Origin of the sequence: Microtetraspora fusca (assembly GCF_001570365.1) — a bacterium.
In the GTDB taxonomy this organism is placed as follows: domain Bacteria; phylum Actinomycetota; class Actinomycetes; order Streptosporangiales; family Streptosporangiaceae; genus Microtetraspora; species Microtetraspora fusca.
This window is the reverse complement of sequence record NZ_BBYK01000058.1, coordinates 1-17,637: the sequence shown is the minus strand read 5'-3', so window position 1 is coordinate 17,637 and position 17,637 is coordinate 1. Positions and strand designations below refer to the sequence as shown.

Below are 17,637 nucleotides of genomic sequence, written 5' to 3'. Positions count from 1 at the left end.
CCGCATGGCCTCCTCGGCGGTGCGCCGGCCGACCAGGACGCTCGTGCCCGGGCCGTGGGTCAGGGCCAGTGGGCGGGACGGCGCGCGGGGAAGGCGTGCCGGCGACCCGCCGCCACGATGACGAGGGCGGCGAGGAGCAGGGGAAGAGCGGTCCACGGCAGCGCGCCCGCCCCCGCCCCCTCCAGCACGACCCCGCCCGCCAGGGAGCCGGCGGCGATCCCGGCGTTGTAGACGGTGGTCTGCAGCGACGTCGCGACGTCGGCGTTCGCCGGTCCGGACGCGTCGACCAGGGCCGTCTGCAGCAGCGTCGGCGCGCCGCCGAACGCCGCTCCCCACACCGCGACCGCGACCAGAACGACCAGGGGCGTACGGCCCGCCAGTCCGAGGACGAGCATCGCCGCCGCGACCAGGGCCAGGGAGGCGAGGAGGGCCGGGCGGAGAAACCGGTCCACGAGGGCCCCGACGACCCAGATCCCCGCCACCGTGGCGACGCCGAAGACCAGCAGGACCAGGCCGGCGTCACCGACCCCGGCCCGCGCGGCGAACGGCGCCACGTACGTGTACATCGCCTGATGGGCCGGCAGCAGGACCAGGGTGACGGCCAGGACGGCGCGGACGCCCGGTACGGCCGCGACCCGGTGCGGCGCGGCGCCCGTGGCCCTCTCGCCGGGGAAGTCCGGCACCTTCGCCGCGACCCAGGCGATCAGGAGCATCGGCAGGGCGGCCAGCCCGGCGAAACCCGCCCGCCAGCCGAACGCGGCGGCCGCGGCCGTACCCGCCGGAACCCCCAGCGAGAGCGCGACGGTGATCCCGGCGAGGACGACGGCGATGGCCCTGCCCCGGCGCCGGGCCGGGACCATGCGGGCGGCGTAGCCCGCGAGCATCGCCCACATCGTGCCGCCCATGACACCCGCGAGCATCCGCGCGGCGAAGGTCAGCGCGTACGCGGAGGAGAGCGCGGTCACCGCGTTGCAGACCGCGAACCCGGCGAGCGCGCCGACGAGCACCGGACGGCGGCGCAGGCCGCGCAGCGCCGCGGTGACCGGGACGGCGGTGAGGAACGAGGCGAGCGCGTACCCCGTCACCAGGTACCCGACACGCGACTGCGGCACGCCGAGGTCGGCGCTCATCCGCGGCAGCAGCCCGGCGGGCAGCAGCTCGGTCATGACGGCGGAGAACGCCGCCGTGAACAGGGCGAGCAGCCCCCACACGGGGAACGGCGCCTCCGGTGCTCCCGGGTGTCCCGCCTCCTCGCGCGGCGCGGACTCCCCGGCGGTCGCGGTCGCGGGCGTGGCCCAGGAGCGGTCCGCCGCGTCATTGCGGGTGCGGGGGGTGAGGTGCGTCGGGCCGCCGGTCGCTCCGGCGGTCATATCAGCGGGTGCGGACATGCGACCATGGTGAATCCATCACATCAATGTGAAGGCAAATGCGATCCCCGTCACACCATGGAGCGCTGCCGTGAAGATCGGAGAGTTGTCCCGGCGCACCGGCGTCCCGGCGAGGATGCTGCGCTACTACGAGGAGCAGGACCTCCTGCATCCCGAGCGGGCCGAGAACGGCTACCGCCGCTACGGCCCCTCGGCGGTCCAGCGGGTGCAGCAGATCCGCGGGCTCCTCGACTCCGGCCTGACCACCGAGATCATCCGCAGGATCCTCCCGTTCCTCAACGCGCCGGACGACATCCGGCTGCACCCCGAGTGCGTGACCCCCGACGTGGTCGGTCTGCTGCGGGGCGAGGCGGAGCGGATCCAGCAGCGCATCGACTGCCTCGCCCGCAACCGCGACGCCATCCACGCCTACCTCGCCGCCGTCCACCGGCAGGAAGGAGTACCGGAACAGGACGGAACGCCCGGCGCCTGACGGCGCGCGGCGCCGTACTCGGCATCGCTGACGTGCTCCAGCCAGGTGGTTTCGTCGCTCTCCCACATAGCCAGGTGGACCATGAAACGGTCGGGGGCAGCGCCGTGCCAGTGCTCCTCGCCCGGCGGGGTGTGCACGATGTCGCCCGGGTGGGCCTCGATCAGCTGCCCGCCGCGTGCCTGGATCAGCGCGACGCCCTCCACGATGTAGAGAGTCTGGCCGAGCCCATGCGAGTGCCACGCCGTACGGGCACCCGGCGCGAAGCGGACCATGTCCGCCCGTGCATGGTCAGCGACATGATCTCCAAGGGGGAGCTCGACCGCGCCGAGGCCGAAGCCAACCAGCCCATCAACCGGCTCGGGACCGCCGACGAGATCGCCCAAGCCGTCCTGTGGCTGTGCAGCTCCGGAGCCGGCTTCGTCATCGGCGTAGCCCTTCCCGTCGATGGCGGCTACGTCGCCCGCTGCCCGCCGGCGGATGCGCGGCCCGTTGGGCGCGCAGGCCCGGCGGCCTCAGCGCAGCAGCACGTCGGGTGTGATCGGCAGGTCCCGCACCCGCACACCGGTCGCGTTGTGCACCGCGTTGGCGATCGCCGCCGGAGCGCCCACGATGCCGATCTCGCCGATGCCCCTGGCCCCCAGCGGCCCGGTGTGGACGTCCTCCTCATCCAGCCAGACGGCGTCGACGTCCACCACGTCGGCGTGGGTGGCGATGTGATACTCCGCGAAATCGTGGTTGATCACATGGCCGGTGCGGTGGTCGAGCACGCCCCGCTCATGCAGCGCCATCGACAACCCCATCGTCATACCGCCGATGAACTGCGACCGCGCCGTCCGCGGGTTGACCACCCGGCCCACCGAGAACACCCCCAGCATCCGCGACACCCGGACCTCGCCCGTGTCCGCGTCCACCCGGACCTCCGCGAACTGCGCCCCGAAGGAGTGCATCGCGAAGCGCTCGACGTCCGGATCGTCCGGCATGTCCGCGCCGGCCTCCGCGCCCGCCGGCGGCTGCTCCCCGTACACGTGGCGGAACGCCCGGCACGCCGCGACGACCGCCGACCCCCAGCTCGTCGTCCCCGACGAGCCGCCGGCCACCGTCGCCGCCGGAAGGTCGCTGTCCCCGATCTCCACCCGCACCGCGCGGAGGGGGCAGCCCAGCGCGTCGGCCGCGATCTGCGTCAGCGCAGTCCAGGCGCCGGTGCCGATGTCGGCCGCGCCGATCCGCACCGTGTAACGCCCGCCCCCCTCGTACGCGACCACCGCCCGCGACCCCGGGAACCGGTAGTACGGGTAGGTCGAGGCGGCCACCCCCAGACCCACCAGTTCGCGCCCGACCAGGCGGGTGCCGGGCGCCGTGCGCTCCGCCCACCCGAAACGGACCGCGCCCTCGCGCAGGCACCGCACCAGATGGCGCCCCGACCACGGCCGGCCGGACTCCGGGTCCACCTCCGGATCGTTGCGCGCCCGCAGCTCGATCGGATCCAGCCCGCACGCCTGCGCGAGCTCGTCCATCGCCACCTCCAGGGCGAAGAACCCCGGCGCCTCGCCCGGTGCCCGCATCCACGACGGCACCGGCACGTCCAGCACGGCCAGCCGGTGCGAGGTCCGCCGGTTCGGCGCCGCGTACATCATCCGCGCCCCGACGGCCGTCTGCTCCGCGAACTCCTTGATCGCCGAGGTGTGCTCCACCACCTCGTGCGCCACCGCCGTCAGCCGGCCGTCCTCACCGGCGCCCAGCCGTACCCGCTGGATCGTCGGCGTGCGATGGCCCGCCAGCGCGAACATCTGCTGCCGGGTCAGGGCCAGCTTGACCGGCCGCCCCGGCACCGCCCGCGCCGCCACCACCGCGAGCACGTTGTGCGCGTGCGGCATCCCCTTGGACCCGAACCCGCCGCCCACGTACGGAGAGATCACCCGCACCCGTTCCGGCGGCAGGCCGAAGACCCGCGCCAGCGTCGAGCGCACCACATGCGGCCCCTGCGTCGAGTCGAACAGCGTCAGCCGCGCGTCCTCGGCGAACCCGCCGCCCGCATCCCACTCGCCCGGATCCCACACCGCCACGCTCGAGTGCGGCTCCATCGGGTTGTTGAACTCCATCGGCGTCGTGTAGACCCGGTCGACGCTCACCGCCGCCGCCTCCAGGGCCGTATCGACGTCGCCCTCGTCGGTGTCGGTGACGAACCCCCCGTTGACCTGCTCCGGCGCGTACAGGCCGGGCCGGTCGGCCCGCAGCTCGGTGTCGTGCGGCCGCTGTTCGTACTCCACCCGCACCAGACCGGCCGCATGCCGCGCCGCCTGCGGCGTCTCGGCGATCACCACTCCGACGAACTGCCCCCGGAAGCCGACGGCGTCCGACTGCAGGACCGCCAGCTCGGCGTCCTCGGTGTCGGCCAGGCGCGCGGCGTCGCGGTGGGTCACCACCGCCAGCACGCCCTCCACCGCGGCCGCCGCCGCCGAGTCGATCGACACCACCCGGCCGCGCGCGATCGTCGCCTGCACCGGGAACGCGTACGCGGGGTCGGCCACCGGCCGGTCGTAGGCGTAGCCGGCCCGGCCGCTCACCTTGGCCGGCCCCTCCACCCGGGCCGCGGGCACGCCCACGGCCCCTCGCCAGGTCGTCATCGCCCCTCCTCGGCCAGCGCCCGCAGCGTCGCCACGACCGCGTTGCGCGTCATCGCCACCTTGAACGCGTTGCCCGGCAGCGGCCGCGCCGCGATCAGCTCGGCCTCGGCCGCCCGGCGGAAGGCGTCCTCCGTGGCGGGGCCGCCGCGCAGCTCCTCCTCGGCCCGCGCCGCCCGCCACGGCCTGTGCGCCACGCCGCCGAGCGCCAGCCGTACGTCCCGCACCCGGCCGCCGTCCAGGTCGAGCGCGGCCGCGACCGACACCAGCGCGAAGCTGAAGGACGCCCGGTCGCGCACCTTCCGGTACGCCGAGCGCCGCGCGAACGGCAGATGCGGCAGCTCGACGGCGGTGATCAGATCGCCGTGCTCCAGCACCGTGTCCCGCTCCGGCGCGTCCCCGGGCAGCCGATACAGCTCGGCCAGCGGCAGCGTGCGCGCGCCTCCCGGCCCGAGCACGACCACGACGGCGTCCAGCGCCACCATCGCCACCGCCATGTCCGACGGGTGCGTCGCCACGCAGTGCTCCGACGCCCCCAAGATCGCGTGGTAGCGCGTGTACCCGCCGATCGCCGAGCATCCCGACCCCGGCACGCGCTTGTTGCACGGCGTGGTGACGTCCTGGAAATAGGGGCAGCGGGTGCGCTGCAGCAGGTTGCCCGCCGTCGTCGCCACGTTGCGCAACTGCCCGGAGGCGCCCGACAGCAGCGCCCGCGCCAGCACCGGGTAGCGCTCACGGACCAGCGGATGCGCGGCCAGGTCGCTGTTGCGTACGGCGGCGCCGATCCGCAGGCCGTCCGCGGTCTCCTCGACCCGGTCCAGCGGCAGCCGCGACACGTCCACCAGCAGGTCGGGCCCGGCCACGCCCAGCTTCATGTGGTCCACCAGGTTGGTACCGCCGCCCAGGAAGGCCGCGCCGGGCCGCCCCGCCACGGCGGCCACCGCCTCGGCCGGATCCTCGGCACGCAGGTACTCGAAGGGGGTCACGACTCGGCCTCCTCGCGCAGGGCCGCGACGATGTTGACGTAGGCGCCGCACCGGCACAGGTTGCCGCTCAGCCGCTCCCGGATCTCCTCGTCGTCCAGCGTGACCGGACCGGTCAGGTCGTCGGTGGCGTCGCTCGGATGCCCGGCCTTGACCTCCTCCAGCATGCCGACCGCCGAGCAGACCTGCCCGGGCGTGCAGAAGCCGCACTGGAAGGCGTCCTCCTCCAGGAAGGCCCGCTGCACCGGGTGCGGCTCACCCTCCTCCGCCAGCCCCTGCGCGGTGGTCACCTCGGCCCCGTCGCAGGCCACCGCGAGGATGAGGCAGCTCACCACCCGCCGCCCGTCCAGCAGCACCGTGCACGCGCCGCACTGGCCGTGGTCGCAGCCCTTCTTGGGCGAGGTGACCGACAGGTGGTCGCGCAGCGCGTCGAGCAGCGTGGTGCGGGTGTCGAGCGCGACCGGCCTGACCCGGCCGTCCACCCGCAATGTGATCCGAGCGTCCATGGTCGCCTCCCGGCGGGCCTCACCTCCGCTCCCGGCGGCGGCCACGACGGCCCGGCCTCGGAGCGGCTCCCGAAGGCCCACCGTGCCCACCCGGCGCGCGACTAACGTCCGGGCCGCTGATCGTGGCCTGGCCCTGCACGCCCTTGGCGGCGCCTTGCCTATTCCCGACGCCCCGCCGTCTTGTGGTGCCGCTCCCTCAACGCGTTGCCGCGTAGCGGGCTGAAGTCGACGTCCGGCTGGGGGCGTACGCCCAGGCTGGAGGCCGAGTTCACGGGCGAGGACCTCTTCGGGCTCGGTCGCAACGCCATGATGCGCGTCCCGCGTCTCCTCGTCGTGGCGGGCACCCGCGAGCTACACCCGACAGACCTCGTTGACGGCGCCAATCGCGAATCGAGGCCAGGGCGAGCTTCCCTGTCCGGGAGATGACCGATCTGCTCATCGCAATAGCCCGCCGGAGGCGGCGAATCGCATCCATCCGAGAGAGTTGTCGGCGGAGTCACCGGAGGGGCAGCTCCATCAGGATGTCGGCACGCGCGTAGTAATCCGCCACGGGCAGTTGCTCGCGGGTGATGCGGGTGAATCCGGCCCCCTCGTACAGGTGGATCGCCGGAGCGAGTCGTGAGTTGGTGCCGAGGAAGACGCGCCGGGCGCCCAGCTCAGTTGCCCGGGCCACCGCTGCCGCAACGAGCTTCCGCCCGACGCCCTGCCCTTGTGCCTGCGGGGTCACACCCATCTTGGCCAGTTCGACGACCTCGTTCGGGTAGGGGACGAGCGCGACGCATCCCACAACCACTCCGCCCCCGATGCGGGCCACGAGGACATCGCCGCCCGGGGCGACGATCTGCCCGAAGGGATCCTTCAGCACCTTGCGATCGTCGTCGGTGAGAGTGAAGAGCCGGCTGATCCACTCCTCGTTGATCCGCCGGAACGCCTCGGCATCGGCTTCGGATGCCAGAGACTCGATGCGGGGTTCTGCGCTGATCAAGGGAGGCATGGTTCAAGTGTGGAGCGCACGCATCAAGAACTCCAATACCTGTAATGGCGGAAATCGATAAGCTGAAGCTATGGATAGCCCGGTCGAGTTCCGGCATCTGCGCTACTTCGTCGCCGTCGCCGGCGAGCTCCACTTCGGTCGTGCCGCGCAGCGCCTGCGCATCGCTCAGCCGGCGCTCTCGCAGCAGATCCGCCAGCTTGAGAGACTGATCGGCGCGACGCTCTTCGAACGCACGTCCCGATCCGTGCGCCTCACCGCCGCGGGCGAGACGTTCCTACCGCGCGCCCGCGACCTCCTTGACCGGCTGTCCGCCGACGTGACCGAGGCCGCGCGCGTCGCGCGAGGCGAGGCCGGGCGGCTCGACGTCGCCTTCATCTCCTCAGCCGCCGGCGCGTTGAGCTCCGCGCTGCGCACCTTCACGCAGGATCGGCCGGAGGTTCAGGTGCGGCTCCATGAAGGGTTCACCAGCACCACACTGGACCGATTGGAGCGTGGCACCGCCGACGTCGGAATCGTTCGAGACGCCGACGAACGGGATGCCATCACCCTGACCCCGCTCTTGGATGAAGAGTTCCTGGCCGTGATGCCGTCGACCCATCCGTTGGCGGCGAGCGGCACGGTCACCGCCGCGCAACTGGTTTCATCGCCGCTCGTGCTGTTCCCTCCGAGCGCCGGACCTCGCGCCCATGCACGGAATCTCCAGCCCTTCCGCGAGGCGTTCCTCGACCCTCAGATCGTCTTCGAGGGATCGGAATGGAACACCATCCTCCACCTCGTCGCCGCCGGGATCGGCGTCACCGTGGCCCCACGCGGCGCAACGCGACCGTTGCCCGAAGGCACTGTGACCGCTGAACTCGCTGACACGAACGCGCGCAGCACCGTCCAACTCGCCACCCGCGTGGGCGACGACAGGCCGCTTGTTCGTGAGTTCCAGAACATCGTCGGCGCTGATCCCGTGTCCGCGGATCCAACGAATGTCCGAGCTCGCCACCGCCAGCGACCACCCCGAGCCTGTCCGTGAGCCCCCCGGACAGGTCGCGGGCGGCGAGGTAGGCGCCGACCTCGGTTTCGAGTGCTTCGGCGAGCGTCCGATCAGTCGAGCCGGCGCAGCCCCTCCAGAACGCCCCGGAGCGTTCGCGCGTCCGGGCCGTCGGCGCGCTCGGCCACGCCCGCGTGCCGCAGGCGCCGCGGGAGCGCCGCACCCGGCCGCCGTACGAGCGGCGCGGCGGGAACGGGGGAGGAGGCCGGGCTCGCGGGGACGGCGACCTCGCACCACACGATCTTGCCGCGGTCGCGCGCGGTCCGCTGCCCCCACGCCGTTGACAGCGCGCCGACCAGCGTCAGCCCGCGCCCGCCCTCCCGCAGCTCGTCCGGGGGATCGGCCCGCTGCGTGGCCGTCGCCTGGGCGCTGACGTCCCACACCTCGATCACGAGGCTGTCGGCCGACAGCGCCAGCCGCAGCGCGACCATCCGCAGGGCCACCGGGAACACCGAGGAGGCCACCGGCAGGCCGACCACCGCCTCCGTCGCCCGGACGGCGTTGGTCACCAGCTCGGACGTGAGCAGCTCGACCGTGTCGGTCAGCTCCGGCAGCCCCCACCCGGCGAGCTGCGCGCGGACGAAGGCCCGCGCCCGGCGGGGCGTGGCGGCGGTCGCCCCGAACACCCGGTCGGCCGCCCGCGCGTCACCGCGCGCCGGGAACGGAGAGGTCAGCATGCGCGGGACATTCCGCGGACCGGCCGACGGGCGGGGGCCGGCGGCATCGGCTCTGGGACGGGCCGGGGGAGCAGTCGCGCAAGACGCATGACACCGATCATGTGGCAGCGGCCGCCCCGGCGATACCACGTTGACAAGATCGGAGGAAAAACCTCACTCGGCCCATGTCGCCGCGCGCGCTGTCAGAGGGTCTTGCCGCGGTGATAGTGGCGGGCGACGCGGGCGCGGTTGCCGCATCGGGAGGCCGAACACCAGCGCCGCCGGGGATGCGCGGGCAGGAACAGCATCACGCAGTCGTGGGCCTCGCACTGGCGGACCTTGGAGACGCCGGGGTCGGCCAGCAGGTCGGCGGCGGCCTCGGCCAGCGCCGCCGCGAGCCGCGCCCCGACCGGCCCCGACCGGCGCCGGCGCGTCACGATCGCCGACTCCTCCCAGGACAGCTCGCTGATCGCGGGCGCCGCGCGCTGCGCGTCGTTGAGCGCCGCCAGGTCGGCGGCGGAGGGCGCTCGTCCGTGCCGGACGCGATCGAGCGCGCGGGCGGTGTGGTCGCGTACCGCGTGCACGGCGGCCAGGTCGGCGGCGGTGAACCCGGCGGCGCGGGCGTCCGGCAGCCGTCCGGCCTGCAGTTCGAGCCAGACGCGCAGCGCGTCGGGGGTGGCGATCAGATCGCCGGCGGCCGCGCGGGTGTTGACCAGGTCCAACGCCAGGGGCTCGCCGGTCAAGGGGACGACGTCACTCACGGATCTAATGCTACATCGGCACGTTGACACATTAGAAGAGAGATCGCTATAACTAACGCATCTTCGCACTCGAAAGGCATTAGGCATGGCGTTCCCCCTCGTCGCCCGCACCGTCCACCGCCACCTGGACGTCGACGGCGTCCGCGTCTTCTACCGCGAGTCGCTGCCCGAACGCGACCATGCGCCCGTGCTGCTCCTGCTGCACGGCTTCCCGTCCGCCTCCCACCAGTTCCGCCGGCTCATCGACGCGCTCGGCTCCCGCTACCGGCTGGTCGCCCCCGACTACCCCGGCTTCGGCCACACCGAGACACCGGCCGACTTCACCTACTCCTTCGACCGACTCGCCGACATCACCGAGGGCTTCGTCCGACGCCTCGGCCTGACCCGCTTCGTGATGTACGTCTTCGACTTCGGCGCCCCGGTCGGGTTCCGGCTGGCCGAACGCCACCCCGAGTGGATCGCCGGCCTGGTCGTCCAGAACGGCAACGCCTACGAGGAGGGGCTGTCGGACTCCGCTCGCGACTTCATCGCCCTGCGCCCCGAGACCCCCGGCGCCGAGAACACCGTCCGCGACCTGCTGACCCTGCCCGGCACGCGAGGCCAGTACGAGACCGGCGCCGTCCCCGAGCGGATCGCCCCCGAAGGCTGGACGCTCGACCAGCACTTCCTGGACCTGCCCGGACGCAAGGAGGCCCAGGTCGCGCTCGCGTTCGACTACCACTCCAACCTCGAGCGCTACGACCGCTGGCAGGCCTGGCTCCGCGAGCACACCCCGCCCACTCTCATCACCTGGGGCGCCAACGACCCGTTCTTCCCCGCCGCCGGCGCGCACGCCTACCTCCGCGACCTGCCCGACGCCGAACTCACCTGTTCGGCACCGGCCACTTCGCCCTCGAAGACCACCTGCCGCAGATCGCCCCGCTCATCGCCGGCTTCCTCGACCGCACCTGGAACCGGAGAGGCGTCGCCGCGCCCGCCCCTGCGGTACCACGGTGACGAGATCGGAGGAAAAGCCTCACTCCCGAGATGACGACGCCCCTCATCGACGCCCCCGGACATCACCGTGGGGCCGCCGACCGGCCCGGCGGAAAACGGATGGCTTCGCGAGGACTCGCGTGATTACGGTCTGCGTCATGGACGATCCTGACGGCTACTTCGGAGAGAGCGTCGCGGCGACCTACGACGAGGCGTCGGCCGACATGTTCCAGCCCGCTGCCGTGGACCCGGCGGTCGAGGTTCTGGCCGAGCTCGCCGGCGACGGCCGGGCACTGGAACTGGGCATCGGCACCGGGCGCGTCGCGCTGCCGCTGTCGCGCCGCGGCGTCCCCGTCCACGGCATCGACCTGTCACGCGCGATGGTGTCCCGGCTCCGCGCCAAGCCGGGCGGCGACGCGATCGGCGTGACGATCGGCGACTTCGCGACCGCGAAGGCGGACGGCGCGTTCTCGCTCGCCTACCTGGCCTTCAACACGATCATGAATTTGACCGCCCAGGACGCGCAGGTGGACTGTTTCCGCAATGTCGCCGACCACCTCGCCCCCGGCGGCCGATTCGTCATCGAGGTCATGGTTCCCGACCTGCGCAGGCTCCCGCCCGGCCAGAACGCCGTGCCCTGGCGCACCGGCCCGGAGCTGTGGGCGATCGACGTGTACGACGTCGCCACCCAGGCGATGAGTTCCAACTATGTCGAGGTCGTCGACGGCCGCGGCGAGTACCGGTCGATCCCGTTCCGCTACGTCTGGCCGGCGGAACTCGACCTCATGGCCCGGCTGGCCGGGATGCGGCTACGCGAGCGCTGGGGCGGATGGGATCGCGCCCCCTTCACCGCCGACAGCACCAGCCACGTCTCCGTCTGGGAGAAGCCCGCCTGATCCAGCGGCGTACGAACACCGTGCACGAACACCGTGCACGAACACCGTGCACGAACACCGCGTACGAACGCCGGGGGCGTACCTGACGCGGGCTGACAGGTACGGCGTGAATACTCGCCACCAGGCCGGCGCCGCCTCCGGCGCCCGGCCCGACCCAACCCACGACATGAGCGAGACGACCACGATGACCATGCGCGCGACCGGAACGTTCGAGATCACCGACTGGACCGAGATGGCCACCGACCAGCGGGAGGGCGCGACCATCACCCGGGTGCGCATCACCAAGGAATTCCAGGGCGACCTCCGGGCGACCAGCACCACCGAGATCCTCACCGTCGCCACCAACGCGGGCCCCGCCGCCTACACCGGGATCGAGCATGTCCAGGGCAGCCTCGGCGGCCGCACCGGCACCTTCGTCCTGCAGCACAGCGCCGGCGTCGAGAACGGCGAGCAGTGGCTGCGCTGGCTGATCGTCCCCACCTCCGGCACCGGCGAGCTCGCCGGCCTGCTCGGCGAGGGCAGGATCATCGTCGAGGACGGCGGGCACTCCTTCGTGCTGGACTACGAGATCGGCTGAACCCGGCGCGCGACCGCGGCGGGCGGCGCTCAGCGGCCGGGGAGCAGGTGTCCGCCCTTCGCCAGCGCGTAGGACCTGCCCCCCAGACCGCGGTTCTCCGGCAGGCGGGGGTCGTAGCGCACGACGTGCCCGTTCCCGGCGACGTTCTCCACGCCTCCGCCCCTGATCCGCGCGCCGGTGAGCGCGCCGACCACGGAGTCCTCGGTCACCGACCACCGGCTGGAGGCGTCGAGCGCCAGCGCCGCCCGGGAGATCCGCCCCGTCAGCCGCGCGCCCCCGCGCAGTTCCACCGTCGCCGAGCTGGTGCCGTCCGTCACGACGTCGCCTTCAAGGGCGCTGCCGTCCACCGTCAGGGCCGCCCGCGCGCCCCGCGTGACGTGAAGCAGCCGCCCGCGGTTGCGCACCCGCACCCCCCTCCGCACCGTGATCAGCCCGGTCGTGGCCCGCACCTGGAACGTGTCGCCCTTCTCCGCCACCAGCCGGCCGCCCTCCAGGGTCAGCACGCCGGGCCCCTGCCTCCGGCCGCCCAGCCGGAAGATCCGGGCCCCGTACGCCCCCCGCACCACGCAGTCCTTGGCCGACAACGAGCTCGCGCCGTCGACCACCAGCCCTTCGGCGTGCTCCGACTCCACGCGCGCCCCGACGCACGTCACCGAGCCCATGCTGTACGCCCCGGCGGACAGACACCCGGACGTGGAAAGCTCCCCGCCGATCATCGTCACCTCGCCGCCGCCCCGCGCGGCGAGCACCGCCGCGGAGTGGACGCCCGAGGTCGTGACCTTCACCCTGGCCAGGGTCGTCCTGCCCTGGTCCGCCGCCGACGCGCCGTGGGAGTAGTCGGCGGAGGTCTCGATCGTGCCGCCCGTCATCGACACCGTGGAGGTCTGCCCGTAGGCGAACAGGCCGCTCGCGCCCGCACCGTCCGTCGTCACGGACCCGCCCGAGATCGCGACGGATCCGCCCGACTGGGCCAGCACCGCCGCGTTCACCCCGAAGAAACCGCTCTCGCTGTTCGACGCGGAGCTCCCGGTCTTGTCGACCTGGGGGTCGGTGAGCGCCAGCCGCCCGGGGCCGGACACCAGGATCGCCGACTCGTTGACCGCGCCGGCCTGGTAGCCGCCCCTGGACCGGCTCACCGTGCCCCGGTTCACCGTGAACCTGCCTCTGGCCTCGAACTGGCGCGGCGTCGACTGCGGGGCCGCCGAGGCCCCCGGCGACACCGGCGACACCGGCGACATGGGCGAGACAGGGGACACGGGGGAGACCGGCGACGGCACGACGGCATGGCAGCCGCCCGCCAGCAGCGAGGCCGTCACCACCCGCGTCATGACCCGCCGTCCCACGGTCCCCCTCCCACCTCGTGATTACTGTCCGTAATCACGGGAGGTCATGCGGAGCGGTGATCAGGCGCCGTCCCGGGACGCCGCGTGCGCGGCCGCCGCCGCGGCGAAGGCCCGCACCACCGCGTGCGGACGCACCTCGTCCCCGCCCAGCTCCGGCTGGAACAGCGTGCACAGGAAGAACGGATGGCCCGGCAACTCGGCCACCCGCACATCACCCTCGTCGCCATGACCGGCCGCGTCGCCCGCGCGCTCGCCCGGATCCGCCGCGCCACCCCCCGCCTGGACGTCACCGTACGGGTGACCGGACGCCAGGAGGTCGTCGCCGCCGTCGCCACCGGCGACAGCTCCCTCGGCCTCATCGCGCTCGTCGCCGCCGGGCACGGGCTGGCCGTCCTGCCCGCCGCCACCGGCCCCACGCCCGGGGTGCGCGCGGTGCCGGCCACCTCCCCGCGCCTGGTCCACCGCACCGAGCTCCTGCACGGCCGGATCGCCGGCCCGGCCGCCGCCGCGCTCGTCGCCGCCCTCACCGGCCACCCCTCAGGGGCGGGGGATCACAGCCCCGACCAGTAGACCGCCGCCTGCGCCCTGCTGCGCAGCCCGAGCTTCGCCAGCACCCGGCTCACATGCGTCTTCGCGGTCGCCTCCGCGATGCCCAGCGACCGCGCGATCTCCGCGTTGGACAGCCCCCGGCCCAGACCGGCGAGCACCTCACGCTCGCGCGGCGTCAGCGACTCCAGCGCCGCGGGATCGGCCGGGGGAGCCCCGGAGAACGCCGCGATCAGCTTGCGCGTCACCGACGGCGAGATCAACCCCTCGCCCCGGGCCACCAGCCGCACCGCCGCCACCAGCGACTCCGCGTCGGTGTTCTTCAGCAGGAACCCCGCCGCCCCCGCCCGCAACGCGCCGAACACGTACTCGTCGACGTCGAACGTCGTCAGGATGAGCACGTCCGCCACCCCGGCCAGCTCCCGCGTGGCCGAGATCCCGTCCAGCAGCGGCATCCGCACGTCCATCAGCACGACGTCGGGCCGCAGCCGCACCGCCATCTCCACCGCCGAGCGCCCGTCGCCCGCCTCGCCCACCACCTCCATGTCGGGCGCCCCCTCCAGGATGAGGACGAGCCCCGCCCGCACCGCCGCGTGGTCGTCGGCCACCAGCACCCGGATCACGACACGCTCCCGTTCGCCCCGGCCGGAGCCGCCGGCAGCTCCACCCGTACCCGCCAGCCCCGCCCGTACGGCCCGGCCTCGAAACTCCCGCCGAGCAGCGTCGCCCGCTCGCGCATCCCCGCCAGGCCCGCGCCCGCGCCCGGCAGCCCGCTGGGACGCGCCCCGACCTCGTTCGCCACCGTCAGCTCCACCAGATCCGGCCGGTACCCGACGAGCACCCGAACGCCCGCGCCCGTCCCGTGCTTGAGCACGTTCGTGAGCGACTCCTGCACGATGCGGTACCCCGCCAGATCCACGGCGGCCGGCAGCTCGCGCGGCATCCCGGCCACGGCCAGCTCCACCGGGAACCCGGCCCGCTCGATCAACACCTCGACGTCCGACAGCCGCGGCCGCCGGGCCTCCTCGATCTCCTCGCCCTCCTCCCGCAGGAAACCGATCATCGTCCGCATCTCCGCCATCCCCTGGACGCTGTTCTCCCGGATCGACTCCACGATCCGCCGCGACGTCGCCGCGTCCAGGTCGGCGCGGGAGAGCATCGCGCTCGCCTGGATGGCGATCGCGCTGAAATGGTTGGCGACCAGATCGTGCAGCTCGCGCGCCATCCGGGCGCGCTCCGCCGACACGGCCGCCCGCCGGTCCAGCTCCGCCAGCCGCGCCACCTGCTCCGCCCGCGCCCGCTCGGCCGCCGCCTGGTCCCGATGCTGGCGCACGATGATCGCCGTCGTCACCGGGACGACCCCCACCAGCGCCGCCTGGATCCCTGTGACGGCCAGCAGCCGCCAGTCCTGGATCGCCAGCCACGCCCACGCCCCCACCACGACGGCCCCGACCGACGTGACCCACAACATGATCCGCCCGAGCCGGCGCGGCCCGTACAGCACACCGGCGTAGATGTTGTCCGTCACGATCAGCACGGTCGCCAGCGACGGGCCCAGCAGCACGTCACCGGCCAGCGCGACACCCCCCAGCGCCAGCGCCGCGACCGGCGCCCGCCGCCGCAGCGCCACCCCCGCGCACGTCACGGCCAGCGGGATCAGCAGCAACGACGCGGAAAGCCCCCGGTGCACGAAGGCCCCGCCGGCGACCAGGACCAGGCCTGTGGCGAAGGCGGCCACCGCCATCGCCGCATCCTGCCTGGTGGGAGTCATCACGCCCCCCATCCCACCACGACCCGCCACCGGCCCCTTCCCTCTCCGGTACGGCACCGCCGTACATCGAAGGGTGTAGCGACGTTCATCATCGGCGACGACGCCCACCGCCTCCCCGCCGCACCACGCTGGATGACGGAGGTGGTGAGCGAGTGATCGCGGTGATCATCGGATGTGAAGTCGGCTTCTGGGTGTTCCTGGGCCTCGGACTCCTGGCGCGCTACGCGCTGCGCATGCGCCGCACCGGCGCGGCGCTGCTGCTGGCCGTCCCCCTGCTGGACCTCGTCCTGCTCGCCGCCACGGTCATCGACGTGCGCGGGGGAGCGGTCGCCACCTGGCAGCACGGCCTGGCCGCCGCCTACCTCGGGTTCTCCATCATGTTCGGCCACCGCACCATGCGATGGGCCGACGCCTGGGTCTCCCACCGCTTCGCCGGCGGCCCCACGCCGGCCAAACCACCGGCCGGCGGCATGGCCCGCGCCCGCTACGAATGGATCGTCTGGCTACGCATCCTCGCCGCCTACGCCATCACCTGCGCCCTGCTGTTCGCCATGATCTGGCTGGTCGGCGACCCGCCGCGCACCGAGGCGCTGACGCAGTTCATGCTCGGCGTGGCCAAGGTGCCGCTGATCGCCCTGCTGTGGCCGATCAGCTACACCCTCTGGCCCAAGAAGGCCTGAACACCGCGAACCCGGCCCGCTACGGCGGGCCCGCCGCGTCCCTGGCCGCCGCCACCGCAGCCTGGCCCAGGCTGATCCCGCCGTCGTTCGGCGGCACCCGGCGATGGGTCAGCACCCGGAACCCGCGCTCCTCCAGACCGCTCACCACGCGCGACAGCAGCAGCCCGTTCTGGAAGACGCCCCCCGACAACGCCACCGTCCCCAGCCCGCTCCCGGCCCCGCCCGGCGCGGCGCCCTCCCGCACCAGCGCGCACGCCGCCACGGCCGCCGCGGCCAGCCCGTTGTGAAAGCGCGCGGCCACCACCGACCCGTCCACGCCGTCCAGGACGTCGGCCACCACCGCGCGCACCAGGTCGTCCCCCCGGATCACCAGCGCGGGCCCCGCCTCGACCCGGGCCGCGTACGCGCCCCCCTCGGCCGGGTCGGCCCACCCCTCCAGCCCGGCCGCCGCCTGCCCCTCGAACGTCACACCGTCCCGCACCCCGACGATCGCCGCCACCGCGTCGAACAACCGCCCCGCGCTCGACGTGAGCGGCGACCCCACCCCCGACCGGGCCACCGCCACCACCCGATCCCACAGGCCGGCGTTCCGCTCCCGCACGGCCAGCCCCCGCGGCGGCGTCCCCCCGAACGCCGCGTCCAGGTACGCCGCCGCCATCCGCCACGGCTGGCGCACCGCCGCCGCGCCGCCCGGCATCGGCACCGCCCCCAGATGCGCCACCCGGGTGAACCCCTCCAGATCGGCGACCAGCACCTCACCGCCCCACAGCGTGCCGTCCCCGCCGAACCCGGTCCCGTCGAACGCCACCCCGATCACCGGCCCCACCTCGCCCGCCTCCGCCAGGCAGGACGCGACATGCGCGTGATGGTGCTGGACCGCGACCAGGTCCACCCCCTCCAGCTCCAGCGCGTACTTGCTCGACAGGTACTCCGGATGCGGGTCGTGGGCCACCACCCGCGGATCCACCCCGAACAACCGCCGGAAATGCGCGATCCCCTCCACGAACGACAGCAATGTCTCATAGCTCTCCAGATCGCCCACATGCGGCGACAGGAACGCCCGCTCACCCCGGACCAGGCAGAACGTGCTCTTCAGCTCCGCCCCGCAGGCCAGCACCGCCCGCCGCGCCGGCCGCGCCAGCCGCACCGGCAGCGGCGCGTACCCCCGCGACCGCCGCACCGGGATCTCCCGCCCGCCCGCCACGACGACCACCGAATCCTCCGCCCGCGCGTAGATCTCCCGATCATGGACCAGGAACGCCTCCACCAGCGCGCCCAGCCGCTCCACCGCCTCCCCGTCCCGGTGCACGATCGGCTCGTCCGACACGTTCCCGCTGGTCAGCACGTACGGCCGGGCCAGCTCCGCGGCCAGCAGGTGATGCACCGGCGTGTAGGGCAGCATCACCCCCAGCCGGCCCTCACCCGGCGC

General features: G+C 73.6%; 20 protein-coding genes and 1 pseudogene. 8 read left to right on the top strand and 13 right to left on the bottom strand.

Translation table 11 applies throughout. The features are described 5' to 3' along the window. Positions 1-59 precede the first annotated feature (59 nt). On the bottom strand, positions 60-1,388 hold the full coding sequence (locus tag AWQ68_RS26545; RefSeq protein ID WP_245656103.1) for an MFS transporter: 1,329 nt from the start codon (positions 1,386-1,388) through the stop codon (positions 60-62). A 70-nt stretch (positions 1,389-1,458) separates the two neighbouring features. Here AWQ68_RS26545 and AWQ68_RS26540 point away from each other — a divergent pair, with 70 nt between their 5' ends. Further along, on the top strand, positions 1,459-1,860 hold the full coding sequence (locus AWQ68_RS26540; RefSeq protein ID WP_066944848.1) for a MerR family transcriptional regulator: 402 nt from the start codon (positions 1,459-1,461) through the stop codon (positions 1,858-1,860). Here the strand turns inward: AWQ68_RS26540 and AWQ68_RS45245 are convergent. Then, positions 1,797-2,204: a cupin domain-containing protein gene (locus AWQ68_RS45245; RefSeq protein WP_373281547.1), complete on the bottom strand. Its 408-nt coding sequence runs from the start codon at positions 2,202-2,204 to the stop codon at positions 1,797-1,799. The genes AWQ68_RS26540 and AWQ68_RS45245 overlap by 64 nt on opposite strands. Between AWQ68_RS45245 and AWQ68_RS46240 the strand changes: the two are divergent. Beyond that, positions 2,157-2,255: pseudogene (locus AWQ68_RS46240) on the top strand (hypothetical protein); the annotation flags it as partial. The gene AWQ68_RS45245 and the pseudogene AWQ68_RS46240 sit on opposite strands and share 48 nt — an antisense overlap. Before the next feature lie 117 nt (positions 2,256-2,372). Here AWQ68_RS46240 and AWQ68_RS26530 read toward each other — a convergent pair. The 4 genes from AWQ68_RS26530 to AWQ68_RS26515 all read right to left on the bottom strand — a co-directional run bounded on the left by AWQ68_RS26530 (position 2,373) and on the right by AWQ68_RS26515 (position 6,964). Next, the gene (locus AWQ68_RS26530) at positions 2,373-4,484 is read right to left on the bottom strand and encodes a xanthine dehydrogenase family protein molybdopterin-binding subunit (protein WP_066944845.1); all 2,112 of its coding nucleotides are present in this window, start codon (positions 4,482-4,484) and stop codon (positions 2,373-2,375) included. Continuing rightward, the gene (locus AWQ68_RS26525; protein WP_066944842.1) at positions 4,481-5,467 is read right to left on the bottom strand and encodes an FAD binding domain-containing protein; all 987 of its coding nucleotides are present in this window, start codon (positions 5,465-5,467) and stop codon (positions 4,481-4,483) included. The genes AWQ68_RS26530 and AWQ68_RS26525 overlap by 4 nt, the downstream gene beginning before the upstream one ends. Continuing rightward, on the bottom strand, positions 5,464-5,970 hold the full coding sequence (locus AWQ68_RS26520; RefSeq protein ID WP_066945123.1) for a (2Fe-2S)-binding protein: 507 nt from the start codon (positions 5,968-5,970) through the stop codon (positions 5,464-5,466). Before AWQ68_RS26520 ends, AWQ68_RS26525 begins: the two co-directional genes overlap by 4 nt. A gap of 496 nt (positions 5,971-6,466) precedes the next feature. Beyond that, positions 6,467-6,964 (bottom strand): GNAT family N-acetyltransferase, encoded by a 498-nt coding sequence (locus AWQ68_RS26515; protein WP_066944839.1) that lies wholly within the window; start codon positions 6,962-6,964, stop codon positions 6,467-6,469. Positions 6,965-7,034: 70 nt separating this feature from the next. On the opposite strand from AWQ68_RS26515, the gene AWQ68_RS26510 reads away from it, so the two are divergent. Next, positions 7,035-7,985, top strand: a complete 951-nt coding sequence (locus AWQ68_RS26510; protein WP_066944836.1) for a LysR family transcriptional regulator — start codon at positions 7,035-7,037, stop codon at positions 7,983-7,985. Positions 7,986-8,056: 71 nt separating this feature from the next. Here AWQ68_RS26510 and AWQ68_RS26505 read toward each other — a convergent pair whose 3' ends face one another. Together AWQ68_RS26505 and AWQ68_RS26500 are read right to left on the bottom strand one after the other, a co-directional pair. Further along, the gene (locus AWQ68_RS26505; protein ID WP_066944833.1) at positions 8,057-8,680 is read right to left on the bottom strand and encodes an ATP-binding protein; all 624 of its coding nucleotides are present in this window, start codon (positions 8,678-8,680) and stop codon (positions 8,057-8,059) included. 182 nt (positions 8,681-8,862) lie between these two features. After that, positions 8,863-9,420 (bottom strand): CGNR zinc finger domain-containing protein, encoded by a 558-nt coding sequence (locus AWQ68_RS26500; protein WP_066944830.1) that lies wholly within the window; start codon positions 9,418-9,420, stop codon positions 8,863-8,865. 85 nt (positions 9,421-9,505) lie between these two features. Between AWQ68_RS26500 and AWQ68_RS26495 the strand changes: the two genes are divergently transcribed. From AWQ68_RS26495 to AWQ68_RS26485, 3 genes are all read left to right on the top strand, one after another. Next, positions 9,506-10,450: an alpha/beta fold hydrolase gene (locus AWQ68_RS26495; protein ID WP_245656102.1), complete on the top strand. Its 945-nt coding sequence runs from the start codon at positions 9,506-9,508 to the stop codon at positions 10,448-10,450. Between the two features lie 103 nt (positions 10,451-10,553). Further along, positions 10,554-11,291: a class I SAM-dependent DNA methyltransferase gene (locus AWQ68_RS26490; protein ID WP_066944827.1), complete on the top strand. Its 738-nt coding sequence runs from the start codon at positions 10,554-10,556 to the stop codon at positions 11,289-11,291. 106 nt (positions 11,292-11,397) lie between these two features. Next, on the top strand, positions 11,398-11,868 hold the full coding sequence (locus tag AWQ68_RS26485; RefSeq protein ID WP_157545743.1) for a DUF3224 domain-containing protein: 471 nt from the start codon (positions 11,398-11,400) through the stop codon (positions 11,866-11,868). A 29-nt stretch (positions 11,869-11,897) separates the two neighbouring features. On the opposite strand, the gene AWQ68_RS26480 is transcribed toward AWQ68_RS26485, so the two are convergent. Continuing rightward, the gene (locus AWQ68_RS26480) at positions 11,898-13,211 is read right to left on the bottom strand and encodes a hypothetical protein (RefSeq protein ID WP_157545741.1); all 1,314 of its coding nucleotides are present in this window, start codon (positions 13,209-13,211) and stop codon (positions 11,898-11,900) included. Between the two features lie 60 nt (positions 13,212-13,271). Next, positions 13,272-13,415 (bottom strand): hypothetical protein, encoded by a 144-nt coding sequence (locus AWQ68_RS43715; RefSeq protein ID WP_169808993.1) that lies wholly within the window; start codon positions 13,413-13,415, stop codon positions 13,272-13,274. On the opposite strand from AWQ68_RS43715, the gene AWQ68_RS43710 reads away from it, so the two are divergent. After that, entirely contained in the window at positions 13,395-13,781 is a 387-nt protein-coding gene (locus tag AWQ68_RS43710; RefSeq protein WP_066944821.1) for a hypothetical protein, read from the top strand. The two genes, AWQ68_RS43715 and AWQ68_RS43710, sit on opposite strands and share 21 nt — an antisense overlap. On the opposite strand, the gene AWQ68_RS26465 is transcribed toward AWQ68_RS43710, so the two are convergent. Both AWQ68_RS26465 and AWQ68_RS26460 read right to left on the bottom strand, forming a co-directional pair. Continuing rightward, complete coding sequence (locus AWQ68_RS26465; RefSeq protein ID WP_066944818.1) at positions 13,763-14,380, bottom strand: response regulator; 618 nt, start codon at positions 14,378-14,380, stop codon at positions 13,763-13,765. The genes AWQ68_RS43710 and AWQ68_RS26465 overlap by 19 nt on opposite strands. After that, the gene (locus AWQ68_RS26460) at positions 14,377-15,528 is read right to left on the bottom strand and encodes a sensor histidine kinase (protein WP_245656101.1); all 1,152 of its coding nucleotides are present in this window, start codon (positions 15,526-15,528) and stop codon (positions 14,377-14,379) included. Before AWQ68_RS26460 ends, AWQ68_RS26465 begins: the two co-directional genes overlap by 4 nt. A 152-nt stretch (positions 15,529-15,680) precedes the next feature. Here AWQ68_RS26460 and AWQ68_RS26455 point away from each other — a divergent pair, with 152 nt between their 5' ends. Next, positions 15,681-16,208, top strand: a complete 528-nt coding sequence (locus tag AWQ68_RS26455; protein WP_066944813.1) for a hypothetical protein — start codon at positions 15,681-15,683, stop codon at positions 16,206-16,208. 19 nt (positions 16,209-16,227) lie between these two features. Here AWQ68_RS26455 and AWQ68_RS26450 read toward each other — a convergent pair. After that, positions 16,228-17,637: Kae1-like domain-containing protein (locus AWQ68_RS26450; RefSeq protein WP_169808995.1), on the bottom strand; the 1,410-nt coding region annotated here is incomplete at its 5' end.